This window comes from Actinoplanes sp. M2I2, from assembly GCF_023544445.1.
Taxonomy (GTDB): Bacteria; Actinomycetota; Actinomycetes; order Mycobacteriales; family Micromonosporaceae; genus Actinoplanes.
This window is the reverse complement of sequence record NZ_JALPVJ010000005.1, coordinates 1-23,817: the sequence shown is the minus strand read 5'-3', so window position 1 is coordinate 23,817 and position 23,817 is coordinate 1. Positions and strand designations below refer to the sequence as shown.

The following is a 23,817-nucleotide window of genomic DNA, read 5'->3' as shown; positions in this document are numbered from 1 at the left end:
AGAGCATATCGTCAGGTGACGATATGCCGGGGACCAGGAGGTTTCCCATGGCCGCGGGGGCCACAGCCTAGAGAGGGCCTGTGTGCGCGGCGGCCATCTCGAGGATCCGGCCGGCCACCCGGGCGACCGCGTCGTCGTCGAAGAGGATCGTGTAGTGGTTCACGCCGGGCACGTGCTCGACGGCGATCCGCGCGGGGTCGAGCCCGGCCGTCGCGATGCGCCCCGGGTCGTAGAGCCCCTGCTTCTCGTTCATCAGCCCGCGATCGGCCCACAGGAGCCGGGCCGGTCCGGGCAGATGACGCACGGCATCCACTGTGGCCTTCTCGATCAGCGTGTCGGTCGCGTCGGCGCGGACCGCCTCCAGCGAGCACGACGAGCGGCCGTCCTGGAAATCCCGGATCGCGTACGCCTCGACGTCCGCGCTCCAGTTCTCCGCGAACGCCGGGTGGGCCCGGAAGAAACCGACGTACGCCTCCCGGCTCTCGAACGTCATGCCGAGCCGCTGCATCGCGGGGCCGATGACCGCCCGCAGCACCGCGTCGACATCGAGGGTCGGCGGCGTGGGCAGCGCGACACCGCCGTCGATCAGCAGCACGCCCGAGACCCGGCCGGGGTGGGCCGCGGCGGTCGACGCCACCACGAAACCGCCCATCGAGTGCCCGGCCAGGGTCACCCGCTCCACGCCGAGGTGGTCGGCCACGGCGATCAGGTCGGCCGCGTGCGCCGCCATCCCGTACGGGCCGGGCAGGGCGTTGCTGCGGGCCCGCCCCCGCAGGTCGGGCGCCACCAGCCGCACCCGCCCGCCGAGCTCCCGGGCGAGGCGGGCGAAGGCGAACGCGTTGGCCGTGATGCCGTGCGCGGCCAGCACCACCGGACCGGTGCCGGGCCAGGCGCACACGCGCAGATCGCCGCCCTCGACGGCGACATCGAACTCCTGCGGATCGTTCATCCGGGCTCCTCCGTGGTCGGTCCGACGCAGTCGCGCAGCCGGTGCAACCGCAGGGCGAGCCGGAGGTCGAGCGACCGGTCCGGGTCGTGCCAGTCGCCGCCGAGCAGCTGGCCGATGCGGTCGAGTCGCTGGCTGACCGTGTTGACGTGGACGTGCAGGGTCTCCGCGGCCCGGGCGGGGCTGCCGGCCGCCGCGAAGTAGGCGTCGAGGGTCTGCACCAGCGCGGTGCCGCGCCTCTCGTCGTAGTCGAGGACCGGGCCCAGCACCTCCCGCAGGAACCCGCCGACGTCGTGCCGCTGGGCCAGGAGCAGGCCGACGTAGCCCAGCTCTCCCACCCCGGCCCCGGCGCCGGCGCGGCCGAGGGCGGCCAGGGCCCGTACGCACCGGTCGGCCTCGCGGTGGGCCGGCGCGACCTCGGCCGGGCTGGTGGCCGGGCCGGCCGCTCCGGCGGTCACCGGGCGGCCGAGGACCCGACCGGCCTCCTTGGACACGAGCCGCGCGGCCCGGCCCGGTTCGGTCCCGGGCACCAGCAACGTGATCCGCCCGTCCCGCGTCATCGCCAGGCCTCCGTGCGCGGCCGCGAAACCGCGGGCCCACGACGTGACCTGCTGCCGCGGGCCGGTCCGGGCGTCGTCGGCGACCACCACGACGTGCGGGGCGTCCAGGTCGACGCCGATGCGCCGGGCCCGCGACCGGACGGCGTCGGGGTCGCGGACCGGGCGGCTGATCAGATCGTCGAGCAGCTCCCCGCGGACCTGGCCCTCGGCCTCGGCCACCGTCTGGCGGAAGAGCAGCAGCAGGGCGGTGATCTGGGCCGCCCGTTCGAGGGTGCGCTGGTCGGCGTCGGCCAGCGGCCGGGACGGGTGGAAGACCAGGGCGCCCAGGTTGTCGGCGCCGGCCACGACGGCGGCCACGTGGAGCTCGCCGCGCAGCACGCTGCGCCCCTGTCCCCGTGAGGCCGCGACCGCTTCGGCGAGCGCTTCGGCATCCAGCGAGGGCAGGTCGCCGGCCGACTTCGCCGTGGCCAGCTCGCGGCCGTGCGCGTCGAAGACCCGCACCGCGCCGTCGAGCACCTCCACCAGATCGCCGGCCACGTCGTCGACGCCACCGCCCCGCAGCACCAGCGTGGTCATCCGGTCGTGGGCGGCCGCCGCGCGCTCGATCGACTCGCTGTGCGCCTGGATCATCCGGTTGGCCGCCGACAGCTCGGTCAGGGCCGTCTGGGTCTCGGTCAGCAGGCGGGCCGCGTCGATCGCCACCGCCGCGTGCGCCGCCAGCGACACCAGCAGCGCGACCTCCTCCCGGGCGAAGGGCCGCTCGGTGCGGTTGGCCGCGAACAGCACGCCGATCACGCTGGGACCCAACCGCAGCGGTACGCCGAGAATGGCCACCAGCCCCTCGTCGGTGACGCCGCTGTCGATCTCCACGGTGTGCTCGAACCGCGAGTCGGCGGGGTAGTTCGCGGTCGCGTACGGGGTGCCGGTCAGCGCGACCAGCCCGCCCAGCCCGGCCCCCGGGGGCAGCCGCAACTGCTGGAAGCTGGCCGCCACGGAGCCGTCGGTGATCCGCATGTAGGTGTCGCCGCGCTCCGGATCGTTCAGCGTCAGATACGACACGTCGACGTTGATCAGGGTCCGGGCCCGGTGCACGATGGCCCGCAGCACCGCGTCCAGCCCGCGCAGCCCGGCCAGGTCGCCCGCCGTGTCGTACAGGGCGGAAAGCTCCTCCTCCCGGCGCCGCCGGCGCTCCAGCAGGGCCCGCACCTGCAGCGCGCGCAGCTTGACCTGTTCCAGCTCGGCCAGTTCGGCGGCGGGCGCGCCGGCGGCCCGGGCGGCCAGCACCGGGTGCTCGAACTCGACCGGCGCCGCCTCGCGGGCCAGCAGGTCGAGGAACTCCAGGGCCGATGCCATGTCAGTGGGCCATCCAGCCACCGTCCAGCGGGATGGACGCGCCGGTGATCAGGTCGGCGGCCGGGGTGCACAGGTACGCCACCAGCTCCGCCACCTCCTCCGGGGCGATCAGCCGCTTGATGGCGGCCCGCTCCAGCATGATCTTCTCGACCACCTCGGACGGGCTGATGCCGTGCACCGCGGCCTGGTCGGCGATCTGCTTGTCGACCAGCGGCGTGCGCACGAAGGCCGGGTCGACGCAGTTGGAGGTGACCCCGCGCCCGGCGCCTTCCAGGGCCACTACCTTGGACAGGCCCTCCAGCCCGTGCTTGGCGGTCACGTAGGCCGACTTGAACGGCGAGGCGATCAGCCCGTGCACCGACGAGATGTTGACGACGCGGCCCCAGCCCCGCTCGTACATGTGCGGCAGCACCCGGCGGACCAGCCGGAAAGGCGCCTCCACCATCACCTTCTGCAGGTGGGTGAAGCGCTCCGGCGGGAAGTCGGTCAGCGGCGCGACGAACTGCAGGCCGGCGTTGTTGACCAGGATGTCGACGTTCGCCTCGAGGGTGTCGACCACGTCGGGGTCGGCCAGGTCGGCGGTGACCGCCCGGCCGCCGATGGCCGAGGCCACCTCCTTGGCCGCCGGCTCGTCGACGTCCACCACGAGCACGTGCGCGCCGCCCGCCGCGAGCCGTGTGGCGCACGCCCGGCCGATGCCGCTGCCCGCCCCGGTGACCAGCGCGGTCCGGCCGTGCAGCTGGAGTGCGACCACTTGTGTCGTCGTCATAGCGCTGAACTTAAGGCCGTGACGCCGGGAACGCACATGGATGCGAGCCACACAGTACGGAACCTTCCTGTGGGTTCGACGCCCATGGATACGTCATCCGGGCCGTCCTAACGTGAGCCAACGCACAACTCCGAGCTAGTGGAAGGCATCCCATGAGTGGACCGGCGACATCCCGGCGGGCGTTTCTCGCCGGTGGCCTCCTGACCGCCGTGGCCGTCGTCGCGGCGGGATGCGGCAGCCCGCAGGACGCGGCGACCGGCGGCGACGCGTCGTCCCCGCTGAACGTCGGCATCGTGTACTCGCAGAGCGGCCCGCTGGCCAGCTACGGCCGGCAGTACGCGGACGGCTTCAAGGCCGGGCTCGCGTACGCCACCGGCGGCACCGGCAAGGTCGGCGGCCGCGACGTCACCGTCACCTACGCCGACGACGCCGGCGACCCGGTCAAGGCGGTGTCGGCGGCCAAGGACCTGATCGGCAAGGGCTACCGGGTGCTCGCCGGTTCCACCTCCTCCGGGGTCGCGCTGCAGGTCGCGCCGCTCGCCGCCACCAACAAGGTGCTGTTCGTCTCGGGTCCCGCCGCGGCCGACGACCTCACCGGGCTCAACCGCTACACGTTCCGCTCCGGCCGGCAGTCGTTCCAGGACGTGCGGACGGCCCAGGCCTATCTCGGTGACGGCCGCAAGGTGCTGGTCTTCGCACCCGACTCGGCCTTCGGCAAGTCCAACGTCGCGGCGGTCAAGGCGGTGCTCGGCCAGGACGGCGTGACCGTCTCGGACATCGCGGTGCCCGCGACCGCCACCGACTTCACGCCGTTCGCCGGGCAGGTCAAGGCGGCCAAGCCCGACCTCGTCTTCGTCGCCTGGGCCGGCAGCACGGCCAGCGCGATGTGGCAGGCCCTCGACCAGCAGGGCGTGCTGTCGTCGACCACGGTGGTGACCGGGCTCGACATCCACGCCACCTGGCCGGCGTTCGGGGCCGGCGGCGCGAAGCTCAACCTGCTGGCCCACTACTTCGACGGCGCCACCGACAACCCGGCCCAGAAGGCGCTGGCCCAGGCGGTGCCGGGCGGCCGCACCGACCTGTTCCACCCCGACGGCTTCGCCGCCGCCCAGATGATCGTGCACGCGCTGGAGGCGGGCGGGGCCGACACCTCGGTGGACAAGATGATCACCGCGTTGGAGGGCTACAGCTTCGAGTCGGTCAAGGGCACGCTGACCGTACGGGCCGAGGACCACGCCCTGCTCCAGCCGATGTTCCAGGCCAAGCTGAGCGGAACCGGCGACGCCGTCGACGCCGCCCCGGTGGCCACGGTCGGGGCGACCGACACCGCCCCGCCGGCCGCCGCCATGAAGGGCTGACCGGGATGACCGGACCGGCCCTGACCGGCGAACGTACGGCGACCCGGGCGCCCGCCCTCCTCGTCGACCGGGTGTCCTGGCGCGTCGGCGCCGTCCCGATCGTCGACGACGTGACCCTGGACGTCGCCACCGGCGAGTTCGTGGCGCTGATCGGCCCCAACGGCGCCGGCAAGACCTCCCTGTTCAACCTGGTCAGCGGGCTGCGACGGCCGACCTCGGGCCGGGTCGTGCTCGGTGGCGACGACGTGACCAGGGCGAAGCCGCACCAGCGGGCCCGTCGCGGTCTCGGCCGGACGTTCCAGACCTCGGCCGTCTTCGGGTCGCTCACCGTGCTCGAGAACGTCGAGCTGGCGGTCCGGGCGCGGGAAGGCGGCGCCACCCGGCCATGGCGCAGCCGGGCCGACCGCGCGGTCACCGGGACCGCCGAGCGCATCCTGGCCCAGGTCGGGCTGGACAACCGCGCCTCCCGCCCGGCCGGGGAGCTGGCCCACGGCGAGAAGCGCAAGCTGGAGATCGCCCTGGTGCTGGCCGGGTCGCCGCGGCTGCTGCTGCTCGACGAACCGATGGCCGGGGTCAGCGCCGAGGACGTCCCCGCGCTGGTCGACGTGGTCAAGACGCTCACCGCGGACGGCCGCAGCGTGCTGATGGTCGAGCACCACATGGACGTCGTGCTCGAGCTGGCCGACCGGGTCGCCGTGCTGCACCACGGCGCCCTGCTCGCCTGCGGCACCCCGGCCGAGGTCATGGCCGACGCCGGCGTCCAGGAGGCCTACCTGGGGGAGGAGCTGTGATCCTTGAAGTCCGCGACCTTTCCGTACGCCTGGGCGGGTCGCACATCCTGCAGGGCGTCACCTTCGACGTGCCCCCGGCCGGCGTGACCGCCCTGCTCGGCCGCAACGGCGTCGGCAAGACGACCACGTTGCGGGCGATCCTCGGCGAGGTCCCGGCGACCGGGGCGGTCGAGTTCGGCGGCGAGCCTGTCCTCGGCCGGGCCACCCACAAAATCGTGCGGTCGGGCCTGGGCTACGTGCCCGAGGACCGGTGCGTGTTCGGCGGCCTGACCGTCGCCGAGAACCTGCGCCTGGCCGTCCGCGGCGCCGACCCCGACTACGACACCGTGCACGAGCTCTTCCCCGAGCTGCGCGCCCGGGCCGGTCAGCGCGCGGGCACCCTGTCGGGTGGCCAGCAGCAGATGGTCGCGATCGCCCGGGTGCTGCTCAACCGCAACCGGCTGCTGCTGGTCGACGAACCCACCAAGGGGCTGGCGCCCGCGGTCGTCTCCGCCGTCGCCGCCGTGCTGGGCCGCGTGGCCGAGCAGGTGCCCATCCTGCTGGTCGAGCAGAACCTGGCCGTCGTGCGGCGGCTCGCCGCCGGCGCGGTGGTGCTGGAGGCCGGGCGGGTGGCCTGGACCGGGGCTGCGAGCGACCTCCTGGGCGACGCCGGCCGGACCCGTACCCTGCTCGGCGTCGGGAGATCGTGATGTCCACAGTGATCCTGCTGACCCTCACGGGTCTCGGTCTGGCCGCGCTCTACTTCCTCATCGCGTCCGGGCTGTCGCTGGTCTTCGGCCTGGCCGGCGTGCTCAACTTCGCGCACGGCCTGTTCCTGTCCGTCGGCGCGTACGCGACCTGGTGGGCCGCGCCGCGCTGGGGACTGGCCGTCGCCGTACCGCTGGGCATCGCCGCCGGCGCGGCCACCGGCGCGCTCGTCGAGGTGGTGCTGATCCGCCCGCTCTACAAGCGGCCCACCGAGCAGGTCCTCGTCACCGTCGGTCTGTCGCTGGCCGGGGTGGCGCTGCTGCAGTCGGTGTGGGGAGCCGACCCGCGGACCTACCCCCGCCCGGCCTGGGCGGCCCAGGTCACCACGATCGGCTCGGCGCAGGTGCCCGACGACCGCTTCCTGCTGATCGGCACGGCCGTGGCTGTCCTGCTCGCCCTGCTGCTCTTCCTGCACAAGACCCGGTACGGGCTGGTCATCCGGGCCGGGGTGGAGAACCGGGACATGGTCAGCGCGCTCGGCATCGACGTGCGGCGCGCGTTCACGCTGGTCTTCGCGATCGGCGGGGCGCTCGCGGGCACGGCCGGGGTGCTCGGCGGCATGTACTTCGGCTCGGTCTCACCCGGTCAGGGCGCCTCCCTGCTGATCTTCGCCTTCATCGTGGTCGTCATCGGCGGTCTCGGCTCGGTCACCGGCTCGGCCGTCGCCGCCGTCGTGGTCGGCCTGCTCCAGCAGTTCGTCAACTATTACGGGGCCGCCGGGGCGGGGGACGTCAGCGTGGTCGCGCTGCTCGCCCTGGTCCTGCTGCTGCGGCCCTCCGGCCTCGCGAGAACGGCGGTGACCGCGTGACCCGGCTGACCAAGATGCTGCCGCTGGTCGTGCTGGCGGTGTTGATCCTCCTGCCGTACTCGACGGTGGGTCTGCCCGGCGTCTTCGAGGGATCCCTGAACTCGCCCGGCACGCTGCAGATGCTGGCCATCTGCCTGGTCTTCGGCGGGCTGGCCCTCGGCTACGACCTGCTGTTCGGGCGGGCCGGCCTGTTGTCGTTCGGGCACGCCCTCTACATCGCGGCGGGCGCGTACGGCACGGACATCCTGGTCAGCCACGCCCACTGGCCACTGTGGGCCGCGGTGGCGGCGACCGTGCCGGCCGTGGCCGTGCTCGCGGCCCTGCTGGGCGCGGTCGCGCTGCGGACGACGGGCATCGCCTTCGCCATGGTGACGCTGGCGTTCGCCCAGGTCGGCTGGATCGTCGTCAACCGTGACCCCGGCGGGCTCACCGGTGGCGAGGAGGGGCTGCCGCTGGACAGCGCCGGCCTGCCCGCCTCGCTGGTCGGCGTGGCCAACACCGTCAACCTGTACTGGGTGGCGCTGGCCTTCCTGCTCGTCGTGGTCGTGGTCGTGCACGGCATCGACCGGGCGCCGCTGGGCCGGGTGCTGACCGGGTTGCGCGACGACGAGCGCCGGGTGTCGGTGCTCGGGCTGTCCGCGTACCGGTTGAAGCTCGGGACGTTCGTCCTGGCCGGCGCGCTGGCCGCGCTCGGCGGGGCGGTGCACGCGCTGATCGTCGGCGGCGCCTCGCCCCATCTGGCCAGCGCCGACCTGACCCTGTCGCTGATCGTCATGGCGGTGCTCGGCGGCGCGGGCACCCGGTGGGGCGCGGTGGTCGGCGGGGTCGTCTACGCCTACCTCGACCAGCGACTCACCCAGGTCGGCGGCGCCCTGCCCGGCCCGCTGAGCCAGCCGCTGTTCATCCTCGGCACGCTCTTCGTGCTCGCCGTCTACTTCGCGCCCGGCGGCCTGACCGGCGTGCTCAAACGGCGCGGACGGTTTGCTTGACCGGTGTCCCCAAACGGCGCGGATGTTTTCAGACGGCTCGGACGGCTTGCTTGACCAGCGGGACCAGTCCGGGGGCGACACTCAGCTCCCGGACGCCGGCGGCCAGCAGCCTCGGCACGACGGCCTCGTCGCCCGCCAGTTCCCCGCACACCGCGACCAGCACCCGCTCGCCGGCGGCCCGGCCGACCTCGTCGATCAGCCGGGCCACGGCCGGGTCGAGGCCGGTCGTCAGCGACAGCAGAGCCGCGTTGCCGCGCTCGGCCGCCAGCGTGTACTGGGTCAGGTCGTTCGTGCCGATGCTGAAGAAGTCGACGTAGGGCACGAACTCGGCCGCCCGCAACGCCGCCGCCGGCACCTCGACCATCATGCCCACCCGCAGCCCCGGGGCCTCGCCCGCCTCGGCCAGCATCGCCCGGGCCGCCCGCAGCTCGTCCACCGTGGTCACCATCGGGAACATCACGCTGACCGGCGTCTCCCGCGCCACCCGGACGATCGCCCGGAGCTGCTCGGCGAACATGGCCGGATGGGCCAGCGAATGGCGCAGCCCGCGGACGCCCAGGAACGGGTTGGCCTCGGTCGGCGGGGGCAGATAGGGCAGCGGCTTGTCGCTGCCGGCGTCGAGCGTGCGCAGCGTGATGCGGCGCCCGCCGAGCGCCTCGGCGATCCGGCGATAGACGGCGACCTGCTCGTCGACCCCGGGCGCCTCGGTCCGGTCGAGGAACAGGAACTCGGTGCGGACCAGCCCGGCCAGGTCGGCGCCGTTGGCCGCGGCGGCGCGGGCGTCCTCGACCGAGCCGACGTTGGCGCCCACCTCGATCCGGATCCCCTGGCTGGTCACCGCGGTCTCCGGGGCCCGGGCGAGCGCCTCGTTCCGCCGTACGCCCTGCTGATCGGCTCGGGACCGGAACGAGGCGAGCACCTGCTCGGACGGGTCGGCCACGACCTCGCCGGTGCCGCCGTCCATCGCGACCAGCGTGCCGGCCGCAATCTCGAGGACCCGCGGGCCGGCGCCGACGACGGCGGGGATGCCCCGGGTGCGGGTCAGGATGGCCGCGTGCGAGGTCGGGCTGCCGGACGCCAGCACCACGCCGGCGATGCGGCCCGGGTCGAGGGCGGCGGCCTCGGCCGGCGTCAGATCGGCGGCGATGAGCACACCGTCGCCGTCGGGCGCGGGGGCGGGCAGGTCGAGCAGCGCGCGCAGGACCTGCTGGGCCACCGCGCGCACGTCGGCGGCGCGGCCCCGCAGGTAGGGGTCGGCGAGCTCGTCGAACTGGGCGGCGACGCGGGCGGTCGCCCCGTGCCAGGCCCGGGCCGCAGTCTCGTCCTGGTCGATCCGGCCGCGGACGTCGGTGATCAGGTCGTCGTCCTCCAGCAGCAGCAGGTGCGCGTCGAAGACGGGACTATGGAGCCGGCCGATCTCCTGCCGCGTCGTCCCGATCGCCTGCTCGAGCCGGCGCCACTCGGTTGCCGGCCCCTGCGACGGCACGTCGGGCAGCTCGATCGGAACGTCGCGGATCCGCAGCGCCGGGCCGATGCCCACGCCGGGCGAGGCAGCGCCGCCCTCGGGTACGTCGTCGGGCTCTTCCGCCTCGCCGAAGGACTGTGCGGCCAAGGCGACGAGATGCTCCACGGCCTTCTCCGCTTCGCGGCCCTCGGCCCGTACGTCGAGGTCGTGGCCCCTCAGCGCGCCCAGGGTGGCGACCCGGGTGAGGCTGGACGCGGGAACCCAGGCCGACCCGGTGGTGGCGTTGCGGAGCTCGACGCGGGCGTCGAAGGCGCGCACCTCGGTGACGAGGCGGGCGGCCGGACGGGCGTGCAGGCCATGCGCGTTCCTGATCGTGATGGTGGCCGTGCTGTCGGGCGCCCGGCCGGCCTCGTCGGGCTCCGCGACCGGCGCGCCCAGATGGGACTGCTTGCCGGCCAGGCCGTTGCCCGCCTCGGCGGCGACCTCGTGCCGGTCGGCGCCCGAAGCGGCGGCCACCGCGGCCGCGACCAGACCCTCGACCAGCGGACCCGCCGACAGGACGACGCGCCCCGGCTCGTCGACCATCTCCAGAGCCAGCTCGGCCGACAGCACGGCGCTGCCCAGATCCAGGAGCACGACGACGCCGTCGCCGCTGTCGGCGGCGGCGATGGCCTCGCTGATCGCGACCGCGTCGGTGCCGAACGTCTCGTCGTCGAGCCCGGCCGCGATCTCGACAGCCACCGGACGCCCCCGCGTCATCTCGGCCGCGAGGGCGACCGCGGCCCGGGCCAGGGGGCGGCTGTGGCACACCACCACCAGGCCGACCATCAGCCGTCGTCGCCCAGCGTCGTCGCCGCCGCGACCAGCAACAGGGTCACCGAGGTCGCGCCCGGGTCGGCGTGGCCCACGCTCCGCTCGCCCAGATAGCTCGCCCGGCCCTTGCGGGCGACCAGCGGAATGGTCGCGTCCCGCCCCTTCGCCGCGGCGTCGGCGGCGGCTTGCACGGATCCGCCGGTCTCCAGCACGTCCACGGCCGGCGACAGCGCGTCGAGCATCGTCTTGTCGCCCGGCTCGGCCTTGCCCCGCGCGACCACGCCGTCGAGCGCGGCGCGCAGGACCTTGGCCAGATCCACGTCGTCGCCCGCGGCCGCGGCCATCCGCAGGAACGCCGTGCCGTAGAGCGGTCCGCTCGCCCCGCCGACCTTGCTGATCAGCGTCATGCCGACCTTCTTGAACAGCGCCGACGGCGTCTCCTGGGGCTCGGCGTCGAGGACGGCCACGACCGCCTTGAGCCCGCGGTCCATGTTGGCGCCGTGGTCGCCGTCGCCGATCGCCGAGTCGAGCTCGGTCAGGTCGTCCTTGTTGAGCGCGATCAGGCGGGCGAACTCCCGGATCCACGCGGTGAGGGCTTCGGTCTCCACCGGGTCAGACCCCGCGCCGCAGGGCCGGCGTGCGGACGGGCGCGTCCCACAACCGCAGCAGATCGTCGTCGGCCTTCATCAGCGTGACCGAGCAGCCGGCCATGTCGAGGCTGGTGATGTACGGCCCGACGAGCGACCGGGCGACCGGGATGCCGGCCTTGGTCAGCAGCCGTGACACCTCGTTGAACATGACGTACAGCTCGATCAGCGGTGTCGCCCCCATGCCGTTGACGAAGGCGATCACCCCGTCCCCACCGGTGAAGTCGAGATCGGACAGGATCGGGGCCACCAGCATCTCGGCGATCTCGTCGGCCGGCGCGACCGGCACCCGACGGCGGCCCGGCTCCCCGTGGATGCCGATGCCGACCTCCATCTCGCCCTCGGGCAGGTCGAACGTGGGTTTGCCGGCCGCCGGCACGGTGCACGAGGTGAGAGCCAGCCCCATGCTGCGGGAGTACGCGTTGACCTTGCGCGCCACCTCGGCGACCTGATCGAGCGGCCGTCCCTGCTCGGCCGCGGCCCCGGCGATCTTCTCGACCAGCACGGTGGCTCCCACGCCGCGCCGGCCCGCCGTGTAGAGGCTGTCCTGCACGGCCACGTCGTCGTCGATGACGACGGCGACGACCTGCGTACCGCTGTCGGCCTCGACCATCTCGGCCGCGAGCTCGAAATTCATGACGTCGCCGGTGTAGTTCTTGACGATGTGCACCACGCCCGCCCCGCCGTCGACGGCCCGGGTGGCGGCCACCATCTGATCCGGCACGGGTGACGTGAAGATCTCCCCGGCACAGGCCGCGTCCAGCATCCCCGGCCCGACGAACCCGGCGTGCAGGGGCTCATGCCCCGACCCGCCCCCGGAGACGAGGCCGACCTTGCCCTGTACGGGCGCGTCGCCGCGCACCACGATCCGGTTCTCGTGATCGACGCGCAGCTCCGGGTGCGCCGCGGCGAACCCGAGGAGCGCGTCACTGATGACATTCGCGGGGTCGTTGATGAGCTTTTTCATGGTGCTCCTCACCGCTGGCGATCAGTCTGCCACCTCAAGCTACGCCGAGGGCCCAGCGGTTTCGAGAGCGCCGGACAATCTCAGCGGCGGGGGCAGACGACGACGTGCTTGGGAGCGGGAATGCGGGCCTCGAAGGAGCAGTCGAACTGCTGCTGGAGCAGAGAGCTGACCTGAGGGCCCGACTTCATCCGGTTGAACCAGAACGGCTGCCACACCAGGTAGCGGGCATCGTGGTCGTCGGTCAGGCAGCGCAGGTTGTCGGCGTAGCTCTCGGTGCTGCGCACCGGCCGGACGTACGTGCCGCGCTGCAGCCATTGCGGCGACGGATAGCGGCAGTGCGTCGGATTGCCCAGCTTGTAGTTGGCCGAGCCGAAGGTCAGGTAGAGCACCGGAGTGTCCGCCCCGATCCGCTCCCGCAGGGCGGTGTACCCGGTGGCGGTCGGGCGGTCGTTGTCGCCCCGGTAGTTGTAGCCGCTGAACGCGAACGGCGCCTTGGGCAGATTGCCGAGCACGATCGCGGCGGCCAGCGCGACGACACCCACGGCCACCGATGCGGGCCGGCGGCTCCGCCGGGTGGCCGTCGCCGCCGTGTCGTCCGCCGGGGTTCGCGGCGCGGGCAGGGTGACGTTCTCCGTGGTGGTCCGCGGCGCCGGGACGTTCCCCGGCGTGCGCCGGGCGGCGCGTCCCGCGTACGAACAGGCGACCACGGCGGCGACCACGGCCACGACCAGGTAGGTGACCGTGATGACCGTGACGTTGTCGAGCCGCCACTCCGCCGGCCGCCGGAGCAGGAAGAAGCTGGCCACCGCGAAGGCCGCGGTGGTCACGGCCAGGGGAGTGCGGGCGGCCGGGCAGAGCGCGAACGCCGCGGCCCACACGCCGGCGGCGAACACCGGCACGGCCGCGAAGTGGTACATGAAGAACTCGCCCTGCCCGTAGGCGGAAGCCAGCGAGAACCCGGTCGCGATCACCGCGATGACGCCCCCGGCCCACCGCCGTCGCCCCGGCTCGAGGCGCCGCACGAGGAGCGCCGCCGCAGCCGGCGCCACGGCCACGATCGGGCTGATCAGAGCGGTGTCACCGAGCCCCGTGAGGAGCCCGTGGATCTCCTCCCAGCGGATGCCGTGGTGGATGGGGGAGTTGGCAACCAGGTTGGCCTGGTCGTTGAGCCAGATGCCCTCCCAGGGCAGGAACTGCTTGGTCGCCAACCACCAGGCCACGGTGAACACGGCGGTGGCCAGGCCGGTCCAGCCGGCCCGGCGCCGGTCGAGCAACCCGATCAGCAACAGCGCGAGGAGGGCCAGCGGGAAGGTGGCCAGCTTGAGCCCGATGGCCAGGAAGGCGGCGAACCCTCCGAGCACCGCGCCCACCCAGACCCGGCGCGGAGCGCAGGCCGCGCCGACCGCCAGCGCCGCGACCAGCACGGCCGCCCAGTCGGGCTCCAGGAAGTGCCACGGCGGCGCGACGATCAGCGCCAGCCCGGTAGCCACGGCGATCAGGCCGGCGGCCCCCGAGCTCAGGTAACGACGCAGACCGAAGAAGAGCGCGACCGCCGAGCCGGCCACGAGCAGGTCGGCGCCGAGGCGAACGGCCAACTCGGTCACCGTCAGCGAGGCCCCGTCCGGCACCGGCAGCTCCAGCCAGACCATCAGCAGCCGATAGGCGACCGGCCGGGCGACGAACACGTCCCAGACGCTGACCCCACCCCGGGCGGCCGTCTCGATGCCGCCCAGCGCGTACGTCACGTCGTCGTTGAGGGCCGACCAGAGACTCATCACCATGGCCGCGATCACGGCCAGTGCCGCGGCGATCACCCAGACGGGCCGCACACGCGAACGCGCCGGCCCCGGGCCACCGGAGGGCTGAACCGGATCTAGAAGGTGAATCTGAGTCGTCATCGGGCCGGAAGTATGCCATGACCGCGTATCCACCGTGGACCCCTTAAAACCCTGGTGGATGGAGGCGTGAGCCACACTCCTGTTAGAGGACGGGAATGCACATTTTGTCCGGATCACTTGTGCCGGGGTCATGACAGAAATAAGGGATCTGCCCGAAGCGTCACTTCTACGGCGACAAAGCCCGCCGTACCTCGAAAGCGTTACTACTGAACGCATTCGTCCCGTCGGCGCAGAGCTATTCATCCAGCGCAGTCACGTATGCCCGAACGAAGAAGCCCCCGACAACCGCGCGATGGAGGTGGCCGGCAACGGTGAGGTCCTCACCACCCAGGGTGACGTGCAGGTGGACCTTCCCTTCGACGACTTCCCCGGTGCCCGACAGCTCCATCGGCTGCGAGTAGCGACGGAGGTGGTCGACGTTCTCGTCGTCCTTGCCGATGACCGAGATCTCCGCCTCGTCGACCGCCCCGATCAGCGTGATGGCCGCGCCGCCGATCCCCAGCCGATCAACTTCCTCCTGAAGGACCTCGAGGACGTCTCGCCCTTAGCCGACCTGCACGACACGCATGGACCAAGAGTTCCTGATCCCTGGCCGTCTGGTCGAGGATGACCGGCTGGAGACGCCCGCGTCCGAGGACATCGCCGAAGCGCTCTCGGTACCTCCGGGCGCAGCCGTACTGACCCGGGCGCGCCGCTTCGTCGTGGACGACCGCATCGTCATGACTGCGACGAGCCACCTGCCACTCGACGTGGTGGCCGCAGTCCCGGCAGTGGCCTACACCGGCCCTGGGCTGGGCGGCATCTATGTCCGCATGGCCGTACATCTTCGACGTGTGATCCAGTAGGGGTGGAAATCCCGACGGCGCCTGTCTTCCGGCTTCTCAGGAGCCGTAGCACTCTGAAGCCATGAGGAACGCGGCCTTCCGCGGACTTGCCCTCCTGCTTGCTGCGGCTTGTCTGTTCTTCCCTGGATTCGGGTTGATCGACCTCTCTGAGACCTGGGACCCGGCATGGCCGGTGGTTCTCGAAGCCGGCTGGGGACTTCTGTTCACGGTCCTGCTGGGCTGCGCGTTCGGCTACCTCGCCCTCTCGCCGCAGCGGGCGGCACCGGCAGTGATCCAGGTGCTGGTGGTTTCCGGGGCGCTGGCGTTGTCCGCTGCCGTTGCCGTGGAGGGTCCCGCTCTGGTGATCGCCGCTGTTCTGGCGGTTGCGGCGCTGGTGTTCCTGGGCGTTCCTGGCCGTGAGAACGTCTGGCCCAGACCGCTGGTGATCCAGCGTCCGCTCGCTGTCGTCGCGACTCTCGGCGTCGTGCCGTGGTCGATCTACGTCTGGCAGATGTACGAGGCCAACCGGGCGGGCTTCGCCGGGGACGACACGATCGGCGTCAACCACTACGCCGTCCAGGGTGCGCTCGCCCTCGGCGTGACAGCCCTGGCTTGTCTCGCGGCAGCTTGGCCGCGCGGCCGGCGTTTCATCGGCGTTTGTGCCGGCCTCGTCGCCGCGTACCTGGGTCTGGTGTCTTTCAGCTGGCCGGACGCATTCGCGGCCTATCCCCGCGGGTGGTCGGTGCTGAGCATGGCGTGGGGCCTTGCCGTTGTCGCGCTGGCGTTGGTGAGAAGCGGCCGCCCGGCCAGATGACACCGCAGCTTTGAGGCGAGCTAGTCCGGGACCACGGGAATCGACTTCCGCATCTCGCTCACGGCCGAGGCTAAATCTGACCAGGGAAACAGCCCGGCAGCCGGCGCGCCCATGTTGGGGGTGGGCAGGGGATAGCGGTCCGGATCGAAAAGAAGCGTTACTCCCCACGAGCGGAGCGACCGCACGCTGGCCTGGAAGGCGGGATGCCGGGCAAGTGCCACGTTGGGGGTGGGGACCGCGATGATCGGGAGGCCCAAGCCGATGGCTTCGTTCAGCATGCCGAGCGCGAGGGTGTCACTCGCCCCCGACGCCATCTTGTTGACGGTGTTGAAGGTCGCCGGGGCGATCACGTACGCATCGGGAAACGGAAGGGCGTCCGGCTCATCCGGCTGCTTGAAGTCGTACCGGACCTGATGGCCGGTAATCGTCGCGAGTGCATCGAGATCCATGAATTTGACCGCGGAGGGTGTGGCGATGACGCAGACGTGCCACCCGTCGGCTTGGAGCCGGATCACGAAAGGTGGCAGGTCAGCGGCCGGGCGTCCGCCGCAGGCGACGACATAGACCACTGGCTGACCGGCGACTGGCATCTCGCTCCATCACTCGACCCACCGTCCGGGCTGTAGTCCGGGCCCAGACGCTGACGTATCGTCCTGCCATGGTTGCGGAACGCCGAGATTCCGTCACCGCGCTGGACCACATCGGGGTGCGGGTCCGCCGTTGGCGGCTCAAGCGTAATCTCAGCCAGCGCGTACTCGCGGAGCTTGCCGGGCTGAGTCAGGGATACATCGCCCAGATCGAGTCCGGGACGGCCGCGCTCGACAAACGCAGCACTCAGCTCGCTCTCGCGAAAGCGTTGCAAGTCTCGTTGGCGGACCTCACGGGTCAGCCGTACGACCCGACCACCTTGGAACATGCCGCCGCCACCCGCTATCTGCCCGCGCTGCGAGCGGCAATCGCGGAATTGGCTTTCGGCTCCACCAGCGCACCGGACGACGCGCCCCGCGACCTGGCGGCAGCAGTCCGTGACGTCACCGCACTGCACAATGCCTGCCGTTACGACGATCTGATCGCCGGCCTTCCCGGCCTGCTCCTGGCTCTGGGAAGCAAACGGGACGACCCCGTTTCGCTCCGCCATTTGGCCTGGATCACGTACGCGACCACCTTCGCCGCCAAATACCTCGGGCACGCCGATCTGGCGATGCTGGCGGCTCAGCAATGCCGGGACGTTGCCGGCCTTCTGCCTGACGAACCGGAATGGCTGGGAATAGCCGAGTTCGCCATCGTCCACACCTTGCCCGCCGAGGCCCGGGCTCTGCCGTTACAGCGCGCGGTCCGCGCCATCGACCTGCTGGAGACGAATGCCGGCCATCCGCGGGCCGCACAGGTCCAAGGCATGCTCCATCTGAGCGCCGCCATGCTGGCCGCAATCGGTGGCGATTCGTCGACCAGCCGTACTCATCTCGCCGAGGCAACCGCTTCAGCGTCCCGTCTCGGCGAAGGAAATTTCGGTCAGCTGTGGTTCGGGCCGACCAACGTAGCCATCTGGCGGCTCGGCATGCTCGCCGAACTCGGCGACGGAGGCGCGGTCGCGGGTAAGCCGGCGCCGGACGTTTCCGCCGTCGGCTCATCGAACCGACAGGCGACCATGTACGCCGACCTGGGCCGGTGCCTGGCGCAGACCCGTAAGCACGATGTCGAGGCGATGGCTGCCCTCCTTCGCGCCGAAACGATCGCGCCGCAACGTGTCCGGCTGTCACCGCTCGTACGCGAAACCGTCGGCTCGATGCTGCGCAGGGCACGTCGCTCGGCGGGCGGGCGCGATCTGCAAGCCTTCGCCGCCCGGCTCGACGCGGCATGATTACTGCCTCTAATCATCGCTGCGTGGAGTCGCCATAGCGTCACACCTGTCAAGTGCGGGCGATCACCGCCCGCCCTGCACCGACAGGAGGCGTCGCAAGAAATGGCAGGCCCGGCGAGTTCGAACAAGCGCAGCCAGGCGTCCGCGACTTACTACGCCGCGTCGGCCGAGCGGCAGTTGCGCGAAGCCTTCACACCCGCCGAACATTGAGGACCCTGCTATCCCTGGCGGGTTAGCGACGTTGCCATGGCCGAGCCGACAACACCTCACCTGCCACGCCGGCCGGACTGGACCTGCATGGCTTCGGATTGCGGAGAGCCATGGCCGTGTACTGCCGAACGGGCGGCATTGTTGAAGTCCTACCGGTTGGCACCGTTGTCTCTCCGCATATACATGGCGTCGTTCATGCACGCCGCCATCGAGGATGCCGTCCGTCACCCGGACGAAGCGGAGATCGACTTCTGGTCGCGGTTCATGGGTTGGGTTCCGAGTTCTTCAGAGACCTCGACCAGATCAGATCCGCGATCGCCTCGGCAAGTTCACGGAAGGTGAACTGCCGCGGTCCCGCCGCGTTGTAGGTGCCCGCCGTCGGGTGCCCGGCTGCCTCGCGGACCAAGCGCTCGCCGGCCAGCTTGGCCGGCAGTACCCGGCTGCGGCAGTTCTGCGTCCTCGTCCCGGGAGTGGGCGGGGTCGAGCCCGTAGACCGGTTTGTGCTGGTGTAGACGAAGGGCTTGCCGGCGCCCGCCTTTCCAGCCCCACGAGTCAGTGCCTCGACATCCGGAGCTGTCGTGGTTCGTGCGCGGAGCCCGGGGCCCGCCAGGCGCCGTGTCCCGGTCGTAGGGCCGAAGTCCTGTCCGCGGAGGCAGGTCCAATGTCCGTCGGTCGAGCGACGTAGAGCATCACTCCGCCTGGCCCTACGTCGGATCAGGTGCCTCGGCGATCAGTTCGCCGGGCCAGCGCAGTGGGGACTCGTGAAGGACAATGCCCGAGTGCACAGAACACATCGGCTGCCGCTCTGGGTATACGTGACAGGGGTCATCTTGTTTCCAGCGTTAGGCATAACGTTCCTCCTCATCGAGGGACGCTGGAGCGCTGCCTTCTTGACCCTGGTGGGCATTGCCTACGCCATCGGCCTGGGTCGGGTGCTGCTGTGGCGTCAACTGGGCCGCCCCGACGTACCGGCACGTCGCCAGGCTCGACAGCACAAGGAATCTACGCATTAGCTGAGTCAACCGCCTCGCCGCTACTTATCGGCAGATCCGCGCACGCGCAGCTTTCGATGATGCTTGCGTGGAGCGTGGTCCACCGCGACGATCGCTGCCCACTCAGGGAGTGTGCAGGGTCCATTCGGTGTCAAGAATCGAGTAGAGCAGCGAGTCGCGCCAGGCGCCGTTGGTGAAAACGTGGTCCCTGATTCGGTCCTAGCCCTATGCGGACGAAGCCGATGAGGCGGTCGTCGGCCTCGGCGACGTCGAGGTAATAGTCGGGCCGCGGGTCCTGACTCGCTCTCGCGACGTCAGCTGCCAGGTGGCTCTTCTGGTCAACCTCGGAACGAGCGTCGAAGCTGAGCGACTGCGTGACCGCCGGGTCACCGACAACCGCCATGGAGTCTTGGAGGTCGTCGGGCCGGAACTCCCGGAGATGAACACGAGCGCCAGTGACGATTACGGGGTGCATCTCGCGACGCTATCCGACGGCCGGGCGTTAAAAGGTCAGGGCAACGGCTGGCGCTCGCCCGAAGATGCCGGCCGCTCCTGCGACAACGATATGGGCGTTCAGGTGATCAGCCGGTGCAACGCCGCCAGTACGGCGCGCTCGTCGGTCAAGTCCCTCAGGACAGCCCCTGCGCCGGCTTCCCGCAGGGTGTCGATGTCATCTGACCCGGTGGCGATGCCGATCGAGCGAGCCCCGCCTTCAAGGCCGGTGTTGATGTCGTGAGTGCTGTCCCCTACGACGACCGTGTTCGCCTCGCTGAATGGTGTCCCGTATTTACGGTGCGCCCGTTCTTGGGCGATGGCGACAAGCTGCGGACGTTCGGGGTCGTCGTCCCCATAGGCCCCGACCTCAAGGTCGAGGTACTTGTCAAGCTCGAAGACGTCCAGTTTGGTTTTTGAGACGGCACGCAGATTGCCCGACAAGACGCTCTGGATCAACGCAGGTTCGGCGGCCAGAGTGGCGAGCGTTTCCTCGGCCCCGGGTAACGCGCGACCACGGCGGCGAAGGTCCTCCCGGTGATGCTCGTACTCCTCAGCCAACGCCTGCTTGTATCGGGTGAGGTAGTGCTCATCCTCGGCTATCCCATGCAGTCGTAGTGTGGCGTTGAAGATCGACGGCTCGGTCTGGCCGGTGACGTCGGCCTGTTGCTTCATCTCGGTGCCAGTCGCCGTCTTGAATGCTCGCCCGTACAGTTCCGATCCCAGGCCCCGGGTCTCCAGCAAGGTGTGGTCGATGTCCCACAGCACGAGCCACGGGTGATGCAGGCCAGTGGTCATGCGGCGAGTCTCCCACGCGGGCGTAATCTTCTCTTGTCGGCCGGATGCCCAGGGTCCACCGGAGACTGGAGCAAATGTGGAAGTCGATGAGTGGGCCATTGGCCAGCGGATTGCCAGCTATCGCGTCCGTCGAGGGCTGACGCAGGATGAGCTGGCGGGATTGGCTGGTATCTCGCTGTCGATGATGAAGAAGATCGAGTCCGGCGACCGCCTGGTCACCCGTTTTTCGCAACTGGTCAACTTCGCTCAGGTCTTGCGTGTCAAGGATCTCCGAGAGTTGACCGGGGTGCCGCTCCCGCTGATGCCGGACGGAAAGCGAGGTCACCCGTGCGCCGAGGCAGTGCGAACAGCAGTGCTGAGCCGGGGTCACGGAGTCACCTTCACCACGCTGCAAGACCTCGAAACTCTAGTTGTGCGGGCGTGGGACACCTGGCAGGCGCCATCAGCGTTCAGATACGAGGCAGTAGGCCGGTACCTGCCGAACCTGGTCGGGTTGGCGCAAGCTGGCGTGAACACCTTGGAAGGGTCAGACCGCAAGACTGCGCTTGGCCTGGCAAGCTCTGCTTATCAGCTTGCCCGCACGTGGACCAAGCGCGTCGGTGAGTACGAGCTTTCTCTTCTGGTAGCCGACCGCGCGGTGTCGTGCGCATGTGACGCGGATGATCCCGATCTGTCCGGGGCCGCAGCGTGGAACCTTGCCATGATCCTGTCGGCTCAAGGCGAGACATCGCAGGCGCGGAGCGTCGTCGGGCAAGCGATCGGACAGCTCAGAAGGCATCTCGATCGTGCGTCGCCGGCTCGGCTGGCCGTATTTGGTGGCTTGCACCTACTGGGTGCAACCGAGGCCGCTCGGGAGGATGACGCCGATGGATCAGATCAGCTGCTGACCGAGGCCGCGACTATCGCGGCTCGGGTGGGAGAGACGAACCATAACCGTATGGCCTTCGGCCCGACGAATGTAGCGTTGCATCGCATCTCCACCGCGGTTGAACTGGGAAAAACGGCACAAGCGCTGGAACTGGCCGAACGAACGGTGGTCGCTGAGGCGGCATCAGTCGAACGTCGCCTCACGTACCATCTCGACGCTGCCCGGTGTTACGCGCGTCAGAGAAACCAGGTAGCGGCCATTCACATGTTGACGCGGGTACATCGAGAGTCCCCTGAGGAACTGCGCTTCAATTCTGTTGCCCGCGAGCTTCTACGCCAGCTGAGCGGGACGGCGCGAGCGACGATCAGAGCTGACCTTCAGCCGCTTTTGGCAACGGCCGGCCTCACAGATTAAGCATGCCCTTCGCGAGCAGGGAACACACACGGTGTCCCTCACCTGATGTGGAGCCTTTGAATCCGCACGGTAACTAGCGTCCTCCTTGATTCCGGCCTGTCTGATGACTGGTCGCCGAGCGAGGAACTAGGAGGCGCTTGCCCGATGATGACGGGGACCTACTACTCAGCATCGGCCGAACAGCAGTTGAGCGAAGCTCAGCGGGTGCTCGACACCCACGTCACATCGAGTGCCACGGGTCGCTGCGTGGAGTGCGACATGTTGGGTCCGTGTTGGATGCGGGAGAACGCGGTCGTCATCTTCTCTCGCACGATTCGGTTGCCGACGCGCCAGCCAGGGGCGAGCCAGCCTGAGTTGATCAATGCGCGGCGGATACCGGTCGCGCGGTTTCCGCTCGCAAGTTGAGGGCGGATCGGATGCGGGAGCCAGCGATCGGGCACACACCATCACGGCCCGATTGGCGTTGCGAAGCACCGGGCTGTGCGGAGCCGTGGCCTTGCTCGACGCAGCGGGCGGAGCTGCTGACGACCTACCGGCACGGGCATTCGTCTCTTCGGATTTACATGGCTTCCTACATGTACGAGGCGATCGAAGATGCCGTCCGGTATCCCCTGGAGGTCGAGATCGACTTCTGGCATCGGTTCATGGGATGGGTTCCCCGTGTGCCGGACCGTCCGATCCGTCGGCCCACCGACCATGAGAGGAAGGGCAGCTTGGCCGACGTAGCGCCACCGGCTACGAGGACGCCCTTCACGAACCAGGCTCGTTCTATGGGGAACCGCCGGGCATAATTGGTACGCCCTGTGCTGGTCGCCGACGGCCACCAACCAGCGCGGCTGCGGCAACGCATTGCTCGGGTCGTCGTCGTGCGATGAACGCGGCGGTCGCGGGCCTCGTCGAGATCGAGAAGCTGATATGCCGCCCAGTCGAATTCCCTATGGGGATCTACCGAAGAAAGTTCGGTACGAGGTCGAGCAATGCACCGGCGAAGTGCACCATGTCAAGAGCGTAGAGGCCGGATTCAACAGCTCCGTTGCCGCTTTTATCCTGGCCGCCGGTGGCAAGTACTTCGTCAAAGCTCTGCCAAGCGACCATCGCTGGGTGTGGACCCAGGCTGCTGAAGCGGCCGTCGCTCCTTTCGTTCGTTCGATCGCGCCAACGCTGCTCGCTCGGATCGTTACCGATGGGTGGGACGTTCTGATCTTTGAGGCCATCGCCGGGCATGAAGCTGATTACGCCCCCGATTCCGGCGACCTCCGACCGGTCGTGGACCTGCTAATTCGTCTCGGTGGGATCCCGTGCCCAGATGTCACCCTCCGCGAGGCGCCGCTGCGGCTCCAGCACTACGCCGCGCCCGACGAGCTGCACCATTTCGCTGGGTCCTGTCTGCTCCACACAGATCTGAACAGCGCCAACGTCATCGTCGCCGACGGTCGCGCCCGCATGGTCGACTGGGGATGGGCCACCCGGGGGGCCGCCTGGCTGGACGCTGCTTACTGGACGATATGGCTTGTCAGCGCCGGCCATTCACCGGCCGAAGCCGAGAGCTGGGCGCATCGCATTCCCGGCTGGCGAACGGCTACCAGCGCTGGTCTTACCGCATTCGCTGCGGCCAACGCACGCATGTGGAACGAAATCGCCGGAGCAGAGCCGGACGCCTGGACCAGACGCATGGTGGTCGCCGCAGACCGATGGAGCGTGTACCGCACCAGCGGCGTGTGAGTAAGGCCGTCATGGGCCTGAATGTCGTCTAACAGCTCCCAGCAATAGCTGAAGCTTTCTTACGCGAGTGTTCCGTTGAGGGGGCTTGCTCGGCGGTGGGAGCTGTGGCCCTGCACATCCTGTTCAGGAGTGAACCGCCAGGCGTGCAGCCCTCGAAGCGTCGTCGATCAACGCGGTCGAGAGTTGCACCGGCGGTTAGAAACAGCAGGTCAAGGCCATTTGATGCTGCGCGCCCGGCAGTGTCCTGGCTCAAGACATAGGAAACCCCTGTCTCAAGTCATCGGAAACTGGTGTGTCGGGACATAGGAAACTTTGGATGACGGTGATCGTCGCGGGGTGTCCTTAGCCCGTGTCGTGATCACTGCCGTTGTCCTCGAGGGTCGTAGCCAGGCCGAGACCGCCCGCGCCTACGGCGTGTCCAAGGGCTGGGTGTCAAAGCTCATCGCCCGGTATCGGGCCGAGGGTGAGGCTGCCTTCGAGCCGAAGTCGAGACGGCCGCGCACGTCACCGACCGCCATCGGTGAACCGGTGGTCGAGTTGATCGTGGCGGTCCGCAAGGACCTGGCCGAGCGGGGCCTGGACGCCGGCCCGGACACGATCCGCTGGCATCTGCAGCACACCCACCACCGCACCGTCTCGCGGGCCACGATCGCCCGGCACCTGGCTGCTCAGGGACTGGTCACACCAGAGCCGAGCAAACGACCCAAGAGC

Annotated in this window: 21 protein-coding genes; 11 read left to right on the top strand and 10 right to left on the bottom strand. The window is 70.1% G+C overall.

Annotated features, from left to right (window positions below):
* Positions 1-67: 67 nt before the first annotated feature.
* From HJC40_RS11030 to HJC40_RS11020, 3 genes are read right to left on the bottom strand one after another with little or no spacing between them, the layout of a single operon-like run.
* Entirely contained in the window at positions 68-949 is an 882-nt protein-coding gene (locus tag HJC40_RS11030; protein ID WP_250000788.1) for an alpha/beta hydrolase, read from the bottom strand.
* Positions 946-2,859, bottom strand: a complete 1,914-nt coding sequence (locus tag HJC40_RS11025) for a helix-turn-helix domain-containing protein (RefSeq protein ID WP_250000787.1) — start codon at positions 2,857-2,859, stop codon at positions 946-948. Before HJC40_RS11025 ends, HJC40_RS11030 begins: the two co-directional genes overlap by 4 nt.
* A 1-nt stretch (position 2,860) precedes the next feature.
* Positions 2,861-3,628: a 3-hydroxybutyrate dehydrogenase gene (locus HJC40_RS11020; protein WP_250000786.1), complete on the bottom strand. Its 768-nt coding sequence runs from the start codon at positions 3,626-3,628 to the stop codon at positions 2,861-2,863.
* Positions 3,629-3,780: 152 nt separating this feature from the next.
* Between HJC40_RS11020 and HJC40_RS11015 the strand changes: the two genes are divergently transcribed.
* From HJC40_RS11015 to HJC40_RS10995, 5 genes are read left to right on the top strand one after another with little or no spacing between them, the layout of a single operon-like run.
* Positions 3,781-4,986 carry a substrate-binding domain-containing protein gene (locus tag HJC40_RS11015; RefSeq protein WP_250000785.1) on the top strand — a complete coding sequence of 402 codons (1,206 nt, stop codon included), beginning with the start codon at positions 3,781-3,783 and terminating at the stop codon, positions 4,984-4,986.
* Between the two features lie 5 nt (positions 4,987-4,991).
* Positions 4,992-5,777: an ABC transporter ATP-binding protein gene (locus HJC40_RS11010; RefSeq protein WP_250000784.1), complete on the top strand. Its 786-nt coding sequence runs from the start codon at positions 4,992-4,994 to the stop codon at positions 5,775-5,777.
* Positions 5,774-6,466, top strand: coding sequence for an ABC transporter ATP-binding protein (locus HJC40_RS11005; protein WP_250000783.1), 693 nt, complete (start codon positions 5,774-5,776; stop codon positions 6,464-6,466). The genes HJC40_RS11010 and HJC40_RS11005 overlap by 4 nt, the downstream gene beginning before the upstream one ends.
* Positions 6,466-7,332 carry a branched-chain amino acid ABC transporter permease gene (locus HJC40_RS11000; protein WP_250000782.1) on the top strand — a complete coding sequence of 289 codons (867 nt, stop codon included), beginning with the start codon at positions 6,466-6,468 and terminating at the stop codon, positions 7,330-7,332. Before HJC40_RS11005 ends, HJC40_RS11000 begins: the two co-directional genes overlap by 1 nt.
* Before the next feature lie 14 nt (positions 7,333-7,346).
* On the top strand, positions 7,347-8,321 hold the full coding sequence (locus HJC40_RS10995; protein ID WP_250001543.1) for a branched-chain amino acid ABC transporter permease: 975 nt from the start codon (positions 7,347-7,349) through the stop codon (positions 8,319-8,321).
* Positions 8,322-8,349: 28 nt separating this feature from the next.
* Here the strand turns inward: HJC40_RS10995 and ptsP are convergent, their stop codons facing one another.
* From ptsP to HJC40_RS10970, 5 genes are all read right to left on the bottom strand, one after another.
* Positions 8,350-10,614 (bottom strand): phosphoenolpyruvate--protein phosphotransferase, encoded by a 2,265-nt coding sequence (ptsP, locus tag HJC40_RS10990; protein ID WP_250000781.1) that lies wholly within the window; start codon positions 10,612-10,614, stop codon positions 8,350-8,352.
* Positions 10,614-11,207, bottom strand: a complete 594-nt coding sequence (gene dhaL / locus HJC40_RS10985; RefSeq protein ID WP_250000780.1) for a dihydroxyacetone kinase subunit DhaL — start codon at positions 11,205-11,207, stop codon at positions 10,614-10,616. The genes ptsP and dhaL overlap by 1 nt, the downstream gene beginning before the upstream one ends.
* 4 nt (positions 11,208-11,211) lie before the next feature.
* Positions 11,212-12,213 (bottom strand): dihydroxyacetone kinase subunit DhaK, encoded by a 1,002-nt coding sequence (gene dhaK / locus HJC40_RS10980; RefSeq protein ID WP_250000779.1) that lies wholly within the window; start codon positions 12,211-12,213, stop codon positions 11,212-11,214.
* An 80-nt stretch (positions 12,214-12,293) separates the two neighbouring features.
* A complete protein-coding gene (locus HJC40_RS10975; protein ID WP_250000778.1) occupies positions 12,294-14,042 on the bottom strand; it encodes a hypothetical protein in 1,749 nt (582 codons plus the stop codon).
* A gap of 304 nt (positions 14,043-14,346) precedes the next feature.
* Positions 14,347-14,607 (bottom strand): PCC domain-containing protein, encoded by a 261-nt coding sequence (locus HJC40_RS10970; RefSeq protein WP_308200897.1) that lies wholly within the window; start codon positions 14,605-14,607, stop codon positions 14,347-14,349.
* Positions 14,608-14,677: 70 nt separating this feature from the next.
* Between HJC40_RS10970 and HJC40_RS10965 the strand changes: the two genes are divergently transcribed.
* Positions 14,678-14,956: a UTRA domain-containing protein gene (locus HJC40_RS10965; protein ID WP_250000777.1), complete on the top strand. Its 279-nt coding sequence runs from the start codon at positions 14,678-14,680 to the stop codon at positions 14,954-14,956.
* Between the two features lie 61 nt (positions 14,957-15,017).
* Entirely contained in the window at positions 15,018-15,749 is a 732-nt protein-coding gene (locus tag HJC40_RS10960) for a hypothetical protein (RefSeq protein WP_250000776.1), read from the top strand.
* Positions 15,750-15,769: 20 nt separating this feature from the next.
* Here the strand turns inward: HJC40_RS10960 and HJC40_RS10955 are convergent, their stop codons facing one another.
* The gene (locus HJC40_RS10955; RefSeq protein ID WP_250000775.1) at positions 15,770-16,339 is read right to left on the bottom strand and encodes a flavoprotein; all 570 of its coding nucleotides are present in this window, start codon (positions 16,337-16,339) and stop codon (positions 15,770-15,772) included.
* 68 nt (positions 16,340-16,407) lie between these two features.
* On the opposite strand from HJC40_RS10955, the gene HJC40_RS10950 reads away from it, so the two are divergent.
* Positions 16,408-17,610 (top strand): helix-turn-helix domain-containing protein, encoded by a 1,203-nt coding sequence (locus HJC40_RS10950; RefSeq protein WP_250000774.1) that lies wholly within the window; start codon positions 16,408-16,410, stop codon positions 17,608-17,610.
* A 1,775-nt stretch (positions 17,611-19,385) separates the two neighbouring features.
* Here the strand turns inward: HJC40_RS10950 and HJC40_RS10940 are convergent.
* Complete coding sequence (locus tag HJC40_RS10940) at positions 19,386-20,102, bottom strand: HAD hydrolase-like protein (protein WP_250000773.1); 717 nt, start codon at positions 20,100-20,102, stop codon at positions 19,386-19,388.
* A 76-nt stretch (positions 20,103-20,178) separates the two neighbouring features.
* Between HJC40_RS10940 and HJC40_RS10935 the strand changes: the two genes are divergently transcribed.
* The 3 genes from HJC40_RS10935 to HJC40_RS10925 form a co-directional block, all read left to right on the top strand.
* Positions 20,179-21,384 carry a helix-turn-helix transcriptional regulator gene (locus HJC40_RS10935; protein WP_250000772.1) on the top strand — a complete coding sequence of 402 codons (1,206 nt, stop codon included), beginning with the start codon at positions 20,179-20,181 and terminating at the stop codon, positions 21,382-21,384.
* Positions 21,385-22,299: 915 nt separating this feature from the next.
* Positions 22,300-23,106: a hypothetical protein gene (locus HJC40_RS10930; protein WP_250000771.1), complete on the top strand. Its 807-nt coding sequence runs from the start codon at positions 22,300-22,302 to the stop codon at positions 23,104-23,106.
* A gap of 336 nt (positions 23,107-23,442) precedes the next feature.
* A partial coding sequence (locus HJC40_RS10925) for a helix-turn-helix domain-containing protein (RefSeq protein ID WP_250000770.1) occupies positions 23,443-23,817 on the top strand: 375 nt, incomplete at its 3' end.